We start from the raw sequence: 14,334 nt of genomic DNA on the forward strand, positions 1-14,334 counted from the left end.
CGGCCGACGACGAGCGACGGCACCGTCCGATAGGGACGGTGCCGTCGCGGGGTCGATCGGGGTCGGAATCGGTCAGGTGGGTGATCCGTCCGGTACGGGAAGGGTGCCGTCGAGCACGGCCCGGTCGATGCTCTCCCGGAGCCGCGGACACCCTTCGCGCGGTGTGATGGACGAGCCTCGGAGCGAGGCGGTCTCGCGGAAGGTCGGGCACACGGTGTCCGGATCCTCCTGCCACTGCACGCTCGTGTGCGACAGGCTGTTCTTGCGCACCAGCACGCAGGTGCCGCACTCGCGGCACTGCACCTCGTGCTGACCCGAATCCAGATAGTTGATCTTGTCGATCGCGGTCTGGGCGGCGACGGCCTCGGCCCGCTCGGGCCACTGGGAGAAGTCCGGGGACTTCGCCCATCTGCTCCGCCGGGTCGAGGCACTCATCGTCACACCTCCGCTTCCTGCTTGCCCTGTTCTTCCTCGCGCTTCTTACGCTCGAGATTCTCGGCGACCTCCTTCTCCCAGGCCTCGTTGGCCTTGGCGGTGTCGACCTCGAACTCGAAGCGGCCCGTCATCTTCTCCGTCACGTCGGCGACGTCGACGTAGAACTGCTCGTACCAGCGGCGGAGCTGGTAGACCGGACCGTCCTCATCGCACAGCAGGGGATTGTCGATCTTTGTCTTGTTCTTCCAGATCTCGACGTCCTGCAGGAAGCCCTCGCCGACACCCTCGGTGAGCTTGGCGGCCAGCACGTCGGACTGCTCGGGTGACATGCCCTGCGGCTTCTTGACGATGATGCCGTACTGCAGCATGAACGAATCGTGCGTGATCGGGTAGTGGCAGTTGATCAGCACGGATTCGGTCTGGTACCCACCGTAGTTGTTCTTCAGCGGATTGATCATGTAGGAGGGGCCGTAATAGGCCGCGTACGACTCGAGCGTCGACTCCAGCCCGTACTGCGTCGCCATACCCTTGTCCGGCCGGCCGCGGGTGTTGAGGTACTGCTCCGCGATGTGCCCCTCGAAGACGTTCTTGAAGAACGTGGGGAAGGCGTAGTGGATGTAGAAGAAGTGCGCCATGTCGACGACGTTGTCGATGATCTCGCGACAGTTGGAACCTTCGATCCGGATCTGGTTCCAGGTCCAGTCCGTCCACTCGTCCGAGCCGTACTGCTCGATCTCGGGGATGGTGACCTCCGGAGGCGGGGTGTTGCCCTCGGGGTCGTTCCACACGAACAGCTGGCCGTGCTTCTCCATCGTGATCCACGAACGGGTGCGGGCCAGCGGGGGAACACGCTTGGCGTACGGGATGTCCGTGCACTTGCCGTTGCCGCCCCAGCGCCAGTCGTGGAACGGGCACGCAACCGAATCGCCCTTGATCTCGCCCTGTGACAGGTCGCCGCCCATGTGGCGGCAGTACGCGTCGAGCACCTTCGCGTCGCCGTTGCTGTCGGCCCACACCACGAGTTTCGTGCCGAAGGCCTCGACGGCGTGAGGCTTGCCGTCCTTGAACGTGCGACTGAGGCCGAGGCAGTGCCAGCCTCGCGCGAAACGCGTCCGGACCTCTCCGACGTCGATCTCGCGAATCTGTGCCATGTCCGCTCACTTCCCTCCGGAAATCTCTTCTAGAACACGTTATAGAATTCGCGTCCCGAGGGGAAGGGTTCGGGGACTTTGGTCCCGCCACAGAGATTGTCTACCTGCGGGTGCGGCGCGTCTCGACACGAATAAGAACATGTTCTAGTCTCGGTACAAGCGAACAATTCCTGAACAGACGGGAGCGTCCAGTGGGTGACCACGACAGCCACGAGGTACTGCAGCGGATCGACGCTCTGCTGCCCACGCTGCGAGAACGTGCGCAGGAGGCCGAGAATCTGCGCCGGGTGCCCGACGACTCGATCAAGGAACTCCAGGAGGCCGGCTTCTTCAAACTTCTGCAACCGGCCCAGTGGGGTGGATACGAGGCCGATCCCGTCACCTTCTTCACCGCGGTGCGCAACATCGCGAGCGCGTGCGGCTCGACCGGATGGGTCTCCGGCATCATCGGCGTCCACAACTGGCACCTCGCACTCTTCGACCAGCAGGCCCAGGAAGAGGTCTGGGGCGACGACACCGACGTCCGCATCTCCTCGTCCTACGCGCCCATGGGTGCCGGTGAGGTCGTCGACGGCGGATACAAGGTCAACGGTGCGTGGGCCTGGTCGTCCGGATGCGACCACGCGAGCTGGGTCGTCGTCGGTGGCCCGGTCATCAAGGACGGCCGCCCCGTCGACTTCGGCAGCTTCCTGATCCCTCGTTCCGAGTACGAGATCGACGACGTGTGGCACGTGGTCGGCCTGCGCGGCACCGGATCCAACACGATCAAGGTCAAGGACGTCTTCGTCCCGCGCCACCGCTTCCTCAGCTTCAAGGCCATGAACGACCTCGCCTCGCCCGGGCTCGAGCGCAACACCGCACCCGTCTACAAGATGCCGTGGGGCACCATCCATCCCACGACCATCTCGACGCCCATCGTCGGCATGGCCTACGGCGCGTACGAGGCGCACGTCGAACACCAGGGCAAGCGTGTCCGTGCGGCGTACGCCGGCGAGAAGGCCAAGGACGATCCGTTCGCCAAGGTGCGCATCGCCGAGGCCTCCAGCGACATCGACGCGGCCTGGCGTCAGCTGTCGGGCAACGTCGCCGACGAGTACGCCCACCTCCTCGCCGGCGAGGAGGTTCCGATGGAACTGCGGCTGCGGGCGCGTCGCGACCAGGTCCGCGCGACCGGCCGTGCCATCACGTCGATCGACCGTCTCTTCGAGAACTCGGGTGCCACCGCACTCGCGGACGGCACACCCATCCAGCGTTTCTGGCGCGACGCGCACGCCGGTCGTGTGCACGCCGCCAACGACGCCGAACGCGCCTACGTGATGTTCGGTGCCGCCGAATTCGGCCTGCCGATCACCGACACGATGGTCTAGGGGTGGATGTGACCGCAATCGACGAGATCACCTACGAGTCGACCTCCCGTTTCGCGCAGGTCCGCGACGACCTGCGCCTGCACTACCACGAGGCCGGTGTCGGCAACGACACCACGATCGTCCTGCTCCACGGCGGTGGCCCGGGCGCGTCGTCGTGGTCGAACTTCGCCAGGAACATTCCGGTGCTGGCACAACGGTTCCACGTGCTCGCCGTCGACCAGCCCGGCTACGGCAGGTCCGACAAGCCGACCGAGCATCCGCAGTACTTCGTGCACAGCGCGTCCGCGCTGAAGGACCTGCTCGACACGCTCGGGATCACCGACCGCGTCCACCTCCTCGGCAACTCGCTCGGTGGTGGTGCCGCCGTGCGGTTCGCGCTCGACTACCCCGAGCGCGCAGGGCGACTCGTCCTCATGGGGCCGGGTGGGCTGAGCGTCAACCTGTTCGCACCCGACCCCACCGAGGGGGTCAAGAATCTCGGCCGGTTCTCGTACGAGCCCACCCGCGAAAATCTCGAGGCGTTCCTGCGGATCATGGTCTTCGACCAGTCGCTGATCACCCCCGAGCTCGTCGAGGAGCGGTTCGCGTCGGCGAGCACCCCCGAGTCGCTCGCTGCGGCGAAGGCGATGGGGAAGTCGTTCTCCAGCGCCGAATTCGAGAAGGGGATGCTCTGGCGCGACGCCTACAAACTCCGTCAGCGGGTACTGCTGATCTGGGGTCGCGAGGACCGCGTCAACCCGCTCGACGGTGCACTCGTCGCACTGAAGATGATCCCGCGTGCACAGTTGCACGTGTTCGGTGGATGCGGCCACTGGGCCCAGCTCGAGAAGTTCGACGAATTCAACCGCCTGACAGCGGATTTCCTCACGGATGGAGTCGAATAGATGAGTATCCGGTCGCTGGCATATCTCCGGATCGGCGCCACCGACGTCCCGGCCTGGCGCGAGTACGGACTCAAGGTCCTCGGCATGATCGAGGGCAAGGGCACCCACGCCGACGCGTTGTACCTGCGGATGGACGACTTTCCGGCCCGGCTCGTCATCGAGCCGCACGAGTCCGACACGCTGCTCGTCTCGGGCTGGGAGACCGCGAACGCCGCCGATCTCCAGTCGGTTCGCGACAGTCTCTCCGCGGCAGGCGTCCCGTTCAAGGAGGGCACCGCCGAGCAACTCGCCGATCGTCGCGTCGACGAACTGATCGTCTTCCAGGATCCGTCGGGCAACACCCTCGAGGCGTTCCACGGTGCCGCCCTCGAACACCGCCGCGTCGTCAGCCCGTACGGGCACAAGTTCGTCACCGGCGAGCAGGGTCTCGGGCACGTGGTGCTCTCGACCCGCGACGACGAGGAATCGCTGCGCTTCTACCGCGACGTGCTCGGTTTCCGCCTGCGCGACTCCATGCGGATGCCTCCGCAGATGGTCGGCCGGCCCGCCGACGGAAAACCGGCCTGGCTGAGGTTCTTCGGATGCAACCCGCGCCACCACAGCCTCGCCTTCCTGCCCATGCCCACCCCGTCGGGCATCGTGCACCTGATGATCGAGGTGGAGAACTCCGACGACGTCGGTCTCGCCCTCGACCGCGCACTGCGGAAGAAGGTCAAGATGTCGGCGACGCTCGGACGCCACGTCAACGACAAGATGCTGTCCTTCTACATGAAGACCCCCGGCGGATTCGACGTCGAATTCGGTTGCGAGGGGCTGCAGGTCGAGGACGACGACTGGATCGCCCGTGAATCCACGGCCGTGAGCCTGTGGGGCCACGACTTCTCGGTGGGAATGCAGTAATGACCGCGCCGGAGGCCGGAGAGAACGGTGCGATCGACCCACAGGCCTTCCGCACCGTGCTCGGGCAGTTCTGCACCGGCGTCACCGTCATCACCACCACCGAGGACGACGGAACGCCTGTAGGATTCGCGTGCCAGTCGTTCGCAGCGTTGTCGCTCGACCCGCCGCTGGTGTTGTTCTGCCCCACGAAGCAGTCGCGGTCGTGGGCGGCCATCGAACGAGCGGGCCGCTTCTGCGTCAACGTCCTTGCCGAGGAACAGCAGGAGACCTGCGCGCGGTTCGGTTCTCGCGAACCCGACAAGTTCGCCGGACTCGACTGGACGCCCTCCCCGTTGGGCTCACCCGTCCTGACGGGATCGCTTGCGCACATCGATTGCACGGTCGAGACGGTGCACGACGGGGGAGACCACTGGGTGGTCTTCGGTCGCGTGTCGTCGCTGAGCGAGGTGCGCGACGAGAAGGAACGCCCGCTGCTCTTCTACCGCGGGCAGTACACCGGGATCGAACCGGAGAAGACGACGCCGGCGCCCTGGCGCGACGACCTCGAAGCGTTCCTCACCTCTGTCACGGAGGACACCTGGTTGTAGATCGCAGGACCGTACCGCGCGACACGTGGTACCGCACGACGAAGCCGGGACGACCACATCGATTGTGGTCGTCCCGGCTTCGTGTGTGGATCAGGAACGGTCGGCGCCGGTCGCGTCGTCCGGTTCCTCCTCGTAGTACTCCGTGGTCACGACGCGGCGCACCAGGCGCGGCTTGCGCGGCCGGTCGGCGTCCTCGCCGCCTGCCGTGTCCGTCTTCGCATCGGCCGTGCTCGTGTCGGCCGACGGCGGCGGCGTGAAGTGCGCCGGCCCCGTCGGTCCCGGACCGACGATCTCCTGATCGCTGCCGCTGCCGCTGCCGCTGCCGCTGTCGCTGCCGGGAGCTGCGTGGCGGGCGGTGTCCGCCGCCGAGTCCGCGGTCCCGGACGGTGTGGACGAGTCCGCGGTCCCGGACGGTGTGGACGGCGTCGACGCGGTATGCCCCGGCATCGAGTGCTCGAGCGATTCGTCCCGCTGGCCCTCGCTCGGCCGGTAGTTGCCGGCGATCTCCTCACGCGCGACGTCGGGCGGTGTCGGTGAGGGCCCGGTTCCCGCCGATGTGGTGGTGCCGTACGTCTCGCCGGTGTGCGGCGTCCCGGTGCCTCCCGGTCCGCCGGCCGCGCCACCGACGAGGCCACCACCGGCTGCGCTCCGCTCGCCGAGGCCGCTGCGGTCGTCGGTGAACCTGGCCCGATCGTCCGTGAATCCGCCCTGATCGCCGGTTGATCCACCCCCTGCAGGGGTGTCCCCGAACCGGCGGTAGTAGCGGTACAGCTCGTCCTCCTCGAGCGGGGTCAGCTCACCGTTCTCGTCGATGTTCGGGGCGCCGGTGATCGTGTCCTTGTCGAAGGGCAGGCGCACTCCGGTGCTGTCGAGCACGGCTTCGTCGATCGGGGCGAAGTGCCGGCGCGTTCCGAACAGACCCGTGACGACGGTGATCCAGGCGGGTCGGCCCGTGTCGTTGTCCAGGTAGACCTCTCCGACGCGTCCGAGCTTGTCACCGTCCGGCCCGTACGCGGTGGCGCGAGCGAGGGTGTCGATGTCGTCGTTGCTGATCATGATGTCCTCATCCGTGGGCGATGCGGCTTCCTGCTGTGCGGATGCCCTCCGGTGCGAGTGACGAAACGCTGCCGTTACACCGCTCGCCGTTGCGTCGACCATCCCCGCGTGTTATCCATATTGTCAACAATCCGACAACCGGCACGAGGGTTCGCGCCCTCGGCTGTTCGGAGGGATCGTCATGACCCGTCTTTCACCCCGCCTGCTGCAGGCAACGCCCGTCACCGTCGACCACGCCGAGGGGTGCTACATCCACGGCACCGACGGACGTCGGTATCTCGACTTCACCGCCGGCATCGGCGTCACGAGTACCGGCCACTGTCACCCGCACGTCGTCGAGGCCGCCCGCCGGCAGATCGGCTCGCTGATCCACGGGCAGTACACGACCGTGATGCACCGGCCCCTGCTCGAACTCACCGAACGCCTGGGCACGGTGCTCCCCGAAGGACTCGACTCGCTGTTCTTCGCCAATTCGGGCAGCGAGGCAGTCGAGGCGGCGCTGCGTCTGGCCCGCCAGGCGACAGGACGACCCGGAATCGTCGTCTTCCACGGCGGTTTCCACGGCCGTACCGTCGCCGCCGCCACGATGACCACCTCCGGAACCCGTTTCTCCGCAGGGTTCTCGCCGCTCATGGGCGGTGTACACGTCGCTCCCTTCCCCACGGCCTATCGCTACGGCTGGTCGGAGGAGGAAGCGACCGATTTCGCCCTGCAGGAACTGGACTACCTGTTCGCGACCCTCGTGGCGCCGGACGAGATCGCAGCCTTCGTCGTCGAACCGGTCCTGGGCGAGGGCGGTTACGTCCCCGGCAACACCAGGTTCTTCCAGGGACTGCGGCAGCGGGCCGACGAACACGGCATCCTGCTCGTCTTCGACGAGATCCAGACCGGATTCGGGCGGACCGGAAAGTTCTTCGGGCATCAGCACTTCGACGTGCGACCCGACATCATCACCATCGCCAAGGGCCTCGCGAGCGGTTTCCCGCTGTCGGGTATCGCCGCCTCCGAGGAACTCATGGAGCGCGCCCGTCCGGGATCGCAGGGCGGCACGTACGGAGCTAATGCGGTCTCCTGCGCGGCGGCCGTGGCCACTCTCGACGTGATCGAGAAGGAGGGGCTCGTCGACAACGCCGCCGCACGTGGACGTGAACTGCTCTCCGGTGCACGGGAGAACACGATCGACGCCATCGGCGACGTGCGCGGCCTCGGCCTCATGGTGGGCCTCGAGTTCACCACCGACGGAGCACCCGACCGGGAGCGGGCGTCCGCAGCGCAGCAGCTCGCCGCGCAGAAGGGGTTGCTGCTGTTGACCTGCGGTGCGCACATGAACGTGGTGCGCATGATCCCGCCGCTGATCGTCACCACCCGGCAGATCGAGGATGCGCTCGGGATCTGGTCCGAGGTCCTCGCCGAGGTCCGATAATCCGTCGAACGAGGGAGTCCGCGTGGCCCGATACATCACGATCACTCTCGACAAGCGCGACATCACGTGCAGAGCACGGCTTCTCGACGACGAGGCGCCGCTCACCTGCGCGGCGGTGTGGGACGCCCTGCCGCAGAGCGGTTCGGCGTTCCACGCCAAGTACGCCCGCAACGAGCTCTACACCCTCGTCCCGAGGATCACCGCGGCACCGCACCGGGAGAACCCGACGGTGACACCGATCCCGGGGGATGTGTGCCTGTTCGACTTCGAACCGTGGGAGATCGGTAATCCCGCATACGGTTACGAACCCGGCTCGCAGGCCCATGCGCAGCAGGGAGCGACCGATCTCGCGTTGTTCTACGGCCGGAACAATCTGTTGCTCAACGGCGATGTGGGCTGGGTGCCGGGCAACGTCTTCGCGACGATCGAGGATGGCCTGCCCGAACTCGCCGTCGCGTGCAACGACCTGTGGATCCAGGGGGTCGTGGGGGAGACGCTGAGCTTCGCACGCGCATAGACGGGCACCGCACGGGAACGGCACCGCACAGTCTGTGCGGTGCCGTTCCCGTGCAGACCTTTTCTTCAGCTCAACGCGTACTCGGCGAATCGCGCGACAGCGAGCAGCAGGTCGTCCGAGTGCCGCGGCCCGACGATCTGCAGACCCACGGGCAGACCCGCCGAGGTGGTGCCCACAGGGATGCTGATGGCCGGCTGCTGCGTGAGATTGAAGGGATAGGTGAACGGGGTCCACTGCGGCCACGAGGTCAGCGACGAATCCGGAGGCACGTCGTGGCCGGCCTCGAAGGCGGGGATCGGCATCGTCGGGGTGATCAGCACGTTGTACCTCTGGTGGAAGATCCCCATCGTGATGCCGACCGCCGCCGCGACCGCGCGGGCCTCGAGATAGTCCACGGCACCGAGTTGTTCGCCGTGGGACCACACGCGTCCGAGACCGGGGTCCACCTTGTCGCGCGTGCCCTCGGGGAAGGTCTTCAGCATCGTCGCTGCGCCTGCCGCCCAAAGGTTCTCGAAGGCATCGAGCGGATCGGGGAAACCGGGATCGGCGGCGGTCACGCGCAGCCCGGCTTCGTCGAGGACGCGGACCGCCCGGTCGACGATCTCACCGACCTCGGGGTCCACGTCGACGTAGCCGAGGGTCTTGGAATAGGCGACGTCCATCCCCACCACCTCGCGGTTGAGGCCACCGCGGAAGGTCGTCAGCGGCGGCGCAAGGGCCGTCGGGTCCCGGGGATCGGGCAGCGCGAGGATGTCGGTGAGCAGCGCCGCGTCCTCGACCGTCCGGGTGATCGGCCCGGCGTGCGCGAGCGGCCCGAACGGGCTGGCGGGGAAGATCGGGATCCGGCCGTGAGTGGGCTTGAAACCCACCACGCCGCAGAACGATGCGGGGATGCGGATACTGCCCCCACCGTCGGTGCCGACGGAGCACGGACCGAAGCCGGCCGCGACAGCCGCCGCGCTGCCACCGGACGAGCCACCGGCGGTCTTCGTCGTATCGACGGGATTCGTGGTCACCCCGTACAGGGCCGAATCGGTCACCGCCTTCCACGCGATCTCCGGGGTGGTGGTCTTGCCCACCAGCACCATTCCGTCCTCGCGCAGCCGGGCCGCGACCGGGCTGTCGACGTTCCAGTCCTGGTTCTCGTCGATGGCCTGCGAGCCCCGCAGGGTCGGCCATCCGTCGGTGAGGAAGACGTCCTTGATCGAGATGGGGACCCCGTCGAGCAGACCCTTCGAATAGCCGGTCCGCCACCGCTCCTCGGAGCGGCGTGCCTGGTCGAGGGCCTTCTCCTCGTCGACGAGGCAGAACGAGTTGATCTCGCGATCGTGCGCCGCGATCCGATCGAGCACGGCCCGTGTCACCTCGACGGGAGACAACTCGCCCGAGGAGAACGCCGACACGAGTTCGACGGCGGTCATGTCTGTGGGCTCCATCGTGCCTCCTTCTCGTCGGACGATGCCGACTCTCACGCGCCGGGCACGTAACCCAGCTTCTTGTCCACCACGTTCCGAAGAGGTTCGCCACTGCGGTGACGGTGGAAATTGTCGATGAAGACGTCCACCAGCGCATCGCGCCAGCCCACGAAATCCCCCGAATTGTGCGGGGTGATCGAGACGTTCGGCATGTCCCAGAGCAGATGGTCCTTGGGGAGCGGCTCGACGTCGAGCACATCCAGTGCGGCACCGGCGATGGCGCCCGACCGCAGTGCCTCGACGAGGTCGTCGGTGCGCACGAGTTCGCCCCGCCCGACGTTGACGAAGCGGGCCTGCGACTTCATCGCGGCGAACATCCGGGCGTCGAACAGGTGCCGGGTCTGCTCGGTGAGAGGCGCGGCCACGACGACGAAATCGGCGTCGGCGAGGGCGCCGGGAAGATCCGCGGTCGTGGTGACGGTGCCGAAATCGGGGTCGTCGTCGCGAGGGCGCCGGCCCGAGCCTCGGACCGTCATCCCCACGGCCGAGAGCAGGCGTGCGATCGCGCGGCCGATCGGACCGGTGCCGACGACGAGCACGGAGCGACCGGCGATGCGTTCGGACTCGCGGTGCTTCCAGATGTGCTCGCGCTGGAGCCGCAGGGATTCGGGGATGTCCTTGGCGAAGGAAAGTATCTGGGCGAGTATGTATTCGGCGATCGCCCCGTCGAAGACTCCGCGGGAGTTGGTGACGACCACGTCGCTGTCGCGCAGGTCGGGGAACATGAGGGCGTCGACCCCGGCCGCGGCGACATGGATCCACTTCAAGGAGGTCGCGGCGTGCCAGGCCGCGGGCAGGGCGTCGGTGAGGAAGTCGTACGCGAAGAGGATGTCGGCGCCGTCGAGTGCGTCCGCCAGACCGGCGGCGTCGGTGTAGCGCACCGTGGCGTGTTCGGCCACCGGGGCCATCCACGCACGATCCGGCACGGCTTCGGCATGAAGCACTGTAACGACCGGCTGGGCATCCACGTTGACACCGTAAGAGCGCCTCGTATTATTGTCAACAATCCTCAAGGCTGAGGGAACTGTTGACGAAGCCGAGGGACCGTATGGAACTGAACATTCCCGAATTCGAAGGTCCTCTGGCTCAGCGGGGCATCGGTGTGATCGCACCCTTCGATCTCGCCCTGGAACGAGAACTGTGGCGATGGGCGCCGCTCGAGGTCAGTCTGCACCTCGCTCGAACCCCCTACGAGCCGGTGCCGGTCAGCCGTGCCATGGCCGAGCTGGTGTCCGACCGACGGCACCTGATGGTCGCGACCCGCGACGTGCTGTCGGTGGAACCGGAAGTCGTTGCCTATCTGTGTACGTCGGGCAGTTTCGTCAACGGGGTGGCCTACGAGAAGGCCCTGTGCGACGCGATCTGCGAGGCGGGCGCACCGTGCGCGGTCACGACCTCCGGAGCGCTGCTCGAAGCCCTCCACAAACTCGACCTCACCCGCATCTCGGTGATCACCCCCTACGACCGGGAACTCACCGACCTGCTGCACGACTTCCTGAAGGAGGCCGGAACCGAGGTCGTCCGGTCGTCACATCTCGGGCTCGGCGGCGGCATCTGGAAGGTCAACTACCGCACCATCGCCGAACACATCATCGGGGCCGACACCCCCGAGTCGCAGGCGATCTTCGTCAGTTGCACCAACCTGCCGACCTACGACCTGATCGCGCCGCTCGAACGGGAACTCGGCAAGCCGGTCCTCACGGCCAACCAGCTCACCATCTGGGCGTGCCTGGGACGGATGAAGCTGCCCATGACCGGACCGGGGAAGTGGTTGAGAGGAGTGTTCTGAATGCATCGTGACCGTCCGACCATCGGGATCGTCTACCCGGATCATGCCGCCGAGGACGACTACCCGTTCGCCGCCGAACTCCTGGGGGTGAATCTGCCCGTCGCCCACATCTACGGAACAGATCTGCACGCCGTTCCCGAACTCCTCGACCTCGGGAGCCCGGCCAAGCTCGCCGGGGGAGCGGCGCAGTTCGCGGACGAGCCCCTCGACGCCCTTGTGTGGGCGTGCACGTCGGGCAGCTTCGTGTACGGACCCGAGGGGGCACGCACCCAGGTCGAGCAGCTCTCCCGGGACGCGGGAGGCGTGCCCACGACCAGCACGAGCATCGCGTTCGTCGCCGCACTACGGGCGTTCGGAGTCGGCCGGGTGGCCGTGGCGGCGAGTTATCCGCGGGACGTCGCCGAACTGTTCGTCGCCTTCCTAGCGGACGCCGATGTCGAGGTCGTCTCGCTCGCCGACGCCGGCATCGACACCGCCGCCGAGGTCGGCACCCTGACCGACGAGGCCGTCCTCGAATTCGTGAGGACCAACGATCATCCCGACGCACAGGCGGTCCTGGTGCCCGACACCGCGATGCACACGCTGCGGATCATGCGGGAACTCGGGAAGGAGACCGGCAAGCCGGTGCTGACCGCCAACCAGGTCACCGTGTGGCACGGCCTGGAACTCGCCGGATATACAGTGGAATGCCCGGAGCTGGGCTCACTGTTCGAGGAGGATACCGATCATGGTGCTCGGTGATCTGGAAGATCTACGTCCTGTCACCCGGCCGTCCACGGCCGAGCTTATCGCCGAACAGATCCGGTCGGCCATCGTCCGGGGTGCGCTCGGTCCCGGCGAACAACTGGGGGAGGCCGAACTCGCGGCGCACTTCCAGGTCTCCCGGGGCCCGCTGCGAGAAGCCATGCAGCGGTTGCTGTCCGAAGGTCTGCTCTACAGCATCCGCAACCGGGGCATCTTCGTCACCGAGCTCACCTTCGACGACGTCGTCGACATCTACCGCAGCCGCTGGATCATCGAGGGCGGTGCCCTCGACCTGGTGCTGGACGGCCGTCGCGAACAGACGTGGAAGGCCCTCGAACCGGCGATCGAGGAGATGCGCACCGCCGCCGAACGCGAGGACGCCACCGGTGTCTCGGACGGCGACCGACGTTTCCACGAGATCCTCGTGGCCAGTGCCGACAGTCCGCGGCTCGTGCGGGCAGCCCGCACGCTGCTCGTCGAGACGCGGATGTGCCTCGGCGCCTTGCAGACCACCTATCCCGACCTGCACGTGCAGGTGGACGAGCACGTCGTGCTGCGGGAGGCGATCCGCACCGCCGACCGGGAGGAGGTGCGGCGTCTGCTCGACGAGCACCTGCACGACACGGTCACCCGGCTCCGCGAGCGTCAGAACGTCGACGGCGTGATCGCGTCCGGCTGATACCGCTCAGCCGGGCGGGGTGAACGACGACAGGGCCGTTGCGGCGATGTAGTCGGCGGCGTCCTCCGCCGACAACCGTCCTGCCGCGACTTCGGTTGCGGCACAATGGACCAGGCTGTGCAGGACCGACGCCAGCCAGGACGACGCCAGGTCGGTGCGGAACGCCCCTTCGGCGCGACCGCGCTCGATGAGGGCGGTCGCGCGGGCGAGCAGGCCGTCGTGTGCGGCGCGGACGTCCTCGGCGGGAAGTGCTTGTTCGGCCGCCGCGAGCAGTGCCCCCGCGTCGGCGGTCAGCGACCACGAACCCGCGATGTGGCGGTGCAGGGCGTCGCGGGGGTCGCCCGTGAGGTCGATCCGGTCCATGGTCTCCTCCGCCTCGGCGAGCGCGCGCTGCACCACGGCGGTGACGAGTTCTGCGCGCGTGGGGAAGTGGCCGTAGAGCGTGACACGTCCGACGCCGGCGGCCTTGGCGATCTCCCCGATGCTCGCATCGGGATCACGACCCAGTGCGATGCGCGCGGCGTGGAGGATCGCCTCGATGTTCCGCTCGGCGTCCGCACGTTTCCTGGTTCGAAGCGATACGGGACGGCGGGATGTCTCGTGGGTGGTCACGGATCCTCCTCTTGTCGAACACTGATGTTCAGGTTACGCTGATCACCAACTCGAACGTCTCTGTTCAACTTAGGCGGATCCTCATGACGAGCTCCGGCATCACCACCCTTCCCATCGATCGACCTGCGACCGGCATCGACCCGAAGGCGCTGCTACGAGGGGTGCTGCGCCGGTGGCCGAGCCTCGTCGCAGTCGCCCTCGCCGCGTTCGTCCTCGCGGACGGGGGCACCGACTTCCCGGCGATCCTCACCGGCGCGGCACTGGTCTATCTCGGTGCCGCCGTGCTGGGTCGTCGCAGCGCGGCCTGGCCGCTGTTCCTCGGCGCCGTCGCGCTGATCGGCATCGGCAAGGTCGCCGTCGTCGCGTTCGGGGTACCGGTCGAGATCACCGTGGTGATGGTCGCGCTCGGTGCCGCCGGCGCCGTCTACGGACTCGCGCGCACCCCGGCCGGCCGGGCGATGCTCGTCGGGCCGTCGACCGTGGCCATGCTGGGTTTCGGTGCCGTCGCGGTGGCCGCGGTGACGGTCACCCCCGTCCCGGCGGGCGTGATCGTCGGGCTCGGACTGCTCGGTCACGCCGCGTGGGACTACTTTCATTTCCGCCGGAACACCGTGGTCGCCCGCTCGCTTGCGGAGTTCTGCGGTGTGCTCGACACCCTGCTGGGTGTCGCGGTGATCGTCCTCGCCGTCTCGGGCGCGCTCTCCTGAGTCCGGGA

16 protein-coding genes are annotated in these 14,334 nt (G+C 67.4%); 10 read left to right on the forward strand and 6 right to left on the reverse strand.

From position 1 onward, the window contains the following. Positions 1-72 precede the first annotated feature (72 nt). Positions 73-435, reverse strand: coding sequence for a hypothetical protein (locus tag KXC42_RS02455; RefSeq protein WP_033096911.1), 363 nt, complete (start codon positions 433-435; stop codon positions 73-75). 2 nt (positions 436-437) lie between these two features. After that, complete coding sequence (locus KXC42_RS02460; protein ID WP_006550451.1) at positions 438-1,586, reverse strand: Rieske 2Fe-2S domain-containing protein; 1,149 nt, start codon at positions 1,584-1,586, stop codon at positions 438-440. A 191-nt stretch (positions 1,587-1,777) separates the two neighbouring features. On the opposite strand from KXC42_RS02460, the gene hsaA reads away from it, so the two are divergent. The 4 genes from hsaA to hsaB are packed head-to-tail and all read left to right on the forward strand — an operon-like array spanning position 1,778 to position 5,324. Beyond that, positions 1,778-2,953, forward strand: a complete 1,176-nt coding sequence (hsaA, locus tag KXC42_RS02465; protein ID WP_006550450.1) for a 3-hydroxy-9,10-secoandrosta-1,3,5(10)-triene-9,17-dione monooxygenase oxygenase subunit — start codon at positions 1,778-1,780, stop codon at positions 2,951-2,953. A gap of 8 nt (positions 2,954-2,961) precedes the next feature. Next, the gene (hsaD, locus tag KXC42_RS02470) at positions 2,962-3,837 is read left to right on the forward strand and encodes a 4,5:9,10-diseco-3-hydroxy-5,9,17-trioxoandrosta-1(10),2-diene-4-oate hydrolase (RefSeq protein WP_006550449.1); all 876 of its coding nucleotides are present in this window, start codon (positions 2,962-2,964) and stop codon (positions 3,835-3,837) included. Further along, a complete protein-coding gene (gene hsaC, locus KXC42_RS02475) occupies positions 3,838-4,737 on the forward strand; it encodes an iron-dependent extradiol dioxygenase HsaC (RefSeq protein ID WP_019290158.1) in 900 nt (299 codons plus the stop codon). Then, entirely contained in the window at positions 4,737-5,324 is a 588-nt protein-coding gene (gene hsaB, locus KXC42_RS02480; protein WP_019290157.1) for a 3-hydroxy-9,10-secoandrosta-1,3,5(10)-triene-9,17-dione monooxygenase reductase subunit, read from the forward strand. The genes hsaC and hsaB overlap by 1 nt, the downstream gene beginning before the upstream one ends. Before the next feature lie 90 nt (positions 5,325-5,414). Here hsaB and KXC42_RS02485 read toward each other — a convergent pair whose 3' ends face one another. Beyond that, on the reverse strand, positions 5,415-6,380 hold the full coding sequence (locus tag KXC42_RS02485) for a PRC-barrel domain-containing protein (RefSeq protein WP_219129882.1): 966 nt from the start codon (positions 6,378-6,380) through the stop codon (positions 5,415-5,417). 181 nt (positions 6,381-6,561) lie between these two features. Between KXC42_RS02485 and KXC42_RS02490 the strand changes: the two genes are divergently transcribed. Next, entirely contained in the window at positions 6,562-7,803 is a 1,242-nt protein-coding gene (locus tag KXC42_RS02490; protein WP_064851569.1) for an aspartate aminotransferase family protein, read from the forward strand. A 22-nt stretch (positions 7,804-7,825) separates the two neighbouring features. Further along, complete coding sequence (locus tag KXC42_RS02495) at positions 7,826-8,320, forward strand: DUF3830 family protein (protein WP_019290153.1); 495 nt, start codon at positions 7,826-7,828, stop codon at positions 8,318-8,320. Positions 8,321-8,385: 65 nt separating this feature from the next. Here KXC42_RS02495 and KXC42_RS02500 read toward each other — a convergent pair whose 3' ends face one another. Together KXC42_RS02500 and KXC42_RS02505 are read right to left on the reverse strand one after the other, a co-directional pair. After that, positions 8,386-9,756 carry an amidase gene (locus KXC42_RS02500; RefSeq protein WP_071936229.1) on the reverse strand — a complete coding sequence of 457 codons (1,371 nt, stop codon included), beginning with the start codon at positions 9,754-9,756 and terminating at the stop codon, positions 8,386-8,388. Between the two features lie 32 nt (positions 9,757-9,788). Then, complete coding sequence (locus KXC42_RS02505) at positions 9,789-10,703, reverse strand: D-2-hydroxyacid dehydrogenase (protein ID WP_373922180.1); 915 nt, start codon at positions 10,701-10,703, stop codon at positions 9,789-9,791. Between the two features lie 140 nt (positions 10,704-10,843). On the opposite strand from KXC42_RS02505, the gene KXC42_RS02510 reads away from it, so the two are divergent. The 3 genes from KXC42_RS02510 to KXC42_RS02520 are packed head-to-tail and all read left to right on the forward strand — an operon-like array spanning position 10,844 to position 13,007. Then, on the forward strand, positions 10,844-11,584 hold the full coding sequence (locus tag KXC42_RS02510; protein WP_064256769.1) for a hypothetical protein: 741 nt from the start codon (positions 10,844-10,846) through the stop codon (positions 11,582-11,584). Then, positions 11,585-12,325 (forward strand): maleate cis-trans isomerase, encoded by a 741-nt coding sequence (locus KXC42_RS02515; protein WP_219129884.1) that lies wholly within the window; start codon positions 11,585-11,587, stop codon positions 12,323-12,325. Next, positions 12,312-13,007, forward strand: a complete 696-nt coding sequence (locus KXC42_RS02520; RefSeq protein ID WP_219129885.1) for a GntR family transcriptional regulator — start codon at positions 12,312-12,314, stop codon at positions 13,005-13,007. The genes KXC42_RS02515 and KXC42_RS02520 overlap by 14 nt, the downstream gene beginning before the upstream one ends. Before the next feature lie 6 nt (positions 13,008-13,013). Here KXC42_RS02520 and KXC42_RS02525 read toward each other — a convergent pair whose 3' ends face one another. After that, the gene (locus tag KXC42_RS02525; protein ID WP_219129886.1) at positions 13,014-13,619 is read right to left on the reverse strand and encodes a TetR/AcrR family transcriptional regulator; all 606 of its coding nucleotides are present in this window, start codon (positions 13,617-13,619) and stop codon (positions 13,014-13,016) included. A gap of 83 nt (positions 13,620-13,702) precedes the next feature. Here KXC42_RS02525 and KXC42_RS02530 point away from each other — a divergent pair, with 83 nt between their 5' ends. After that, positions 13,703-14,326 carry a hypothetical protein gene (locus KXC42_RS02530; RefSeq protein ID WP_219129887.1) on the forward strand — a complete coding sequence of 208 codons (624 nt, stop codon included), beginning with the start codon at positions 13,703-13,705 and terminating at the stop codon, positions 14,324-14,326. Positions 14,327-14,334 lie beyond the last annotated feature (8 nt).

The sequence above is a fragment of the Rhodococcus sp. LW-XY12 genome (assembly GCF_019317345.1).
GTDB lineage: Bacteria > Actinomycetota > Actinomycetes > Mycobacteriales > Mycobacteriaceae > Rhodococcus > Rhodococcus pyridinivorans.

Coding starts and splice junctions, on each gene's coding strand:
- KXC42_RS02455 (WP_033096911.1), bottom strand. CDS start 435: ATGAGTGCCTCGACCCGGCGGAGCAGATGGGCGAAGTCCCCGGACTTC.
- KXC42_RS02460 (WP_006550451.1), bottom strand. CDS start 1,586: ATGGCACAGATTCGCGAGATCGACGTCGGAGAGGTCCGGACGCGTTTC.
- hsaC (WP_019290158.1), top strand. CDS start 3,838: ATGAGTATCCGGTCGCTGGCATATCTCCGGATCGGCGCCACCGACGTC.
- hsaB (WP_019290157.1), top strand. CDS start 4,737: ATGACCGCGCCGGAGGCCGGAGAGAACGGTGCGATCGACCCACAGGCC.
- KXC42_RS02485 (WP_219129882.1), bottom strand. CDS start 6,380: ATGATCAGCAACGACGACATCGACACCCTCGCTCGCGCCACCGCGTAC.
- KXC42_RS02490 (WP_064851569.1), top strand. CDS start 6,562: ATGACCCGTCTTTCACCCCGCCTGCTGCAGGCAACGCCCGTCACCGTC.
- KXC42_RS02500 (WP_071936229.1), bottom strand. CDS start 9,756: ATGGAGCCCACAGACATGACCGCCGTCGAACTCGTGTCGGCGTTCTCC.
- KXC42_RS02505 (WP_373922180.1), bottom strand. CDS start 10,703: ATGGCCCCGGTGGCCGAACACGCCACGGTGCGCTACACCGACGCCGCC.
- KXC42_RS02510 (WP_064256769.1), top strand. CDS start 10,844: ATGGAACTGAACATTCCCGAATTCGAAGGTCCTCTGGCTCAGCGGGGC.
- KXC42_RS02515 (WP_219129884.1), top strand. CDS start 11,585: ATGCATCGTGACCGTCCGACCATCGGGATCGTCTACCCGGATCATGCC.
- KXC42_RS02520 (WP_219129885.1), top strand. CDS start 12,312: ATGGTGCTCGGTGATCTGGAAGATCTACGTCCTGTCACCCGGCCGTCC.
- KXC42_RS02530 (WP_219129887.1), top strand. CDS start 13,703: ATGACGAGCTCCGGCATCACCACCCTTCCCATCGATCGACCTGCGACC.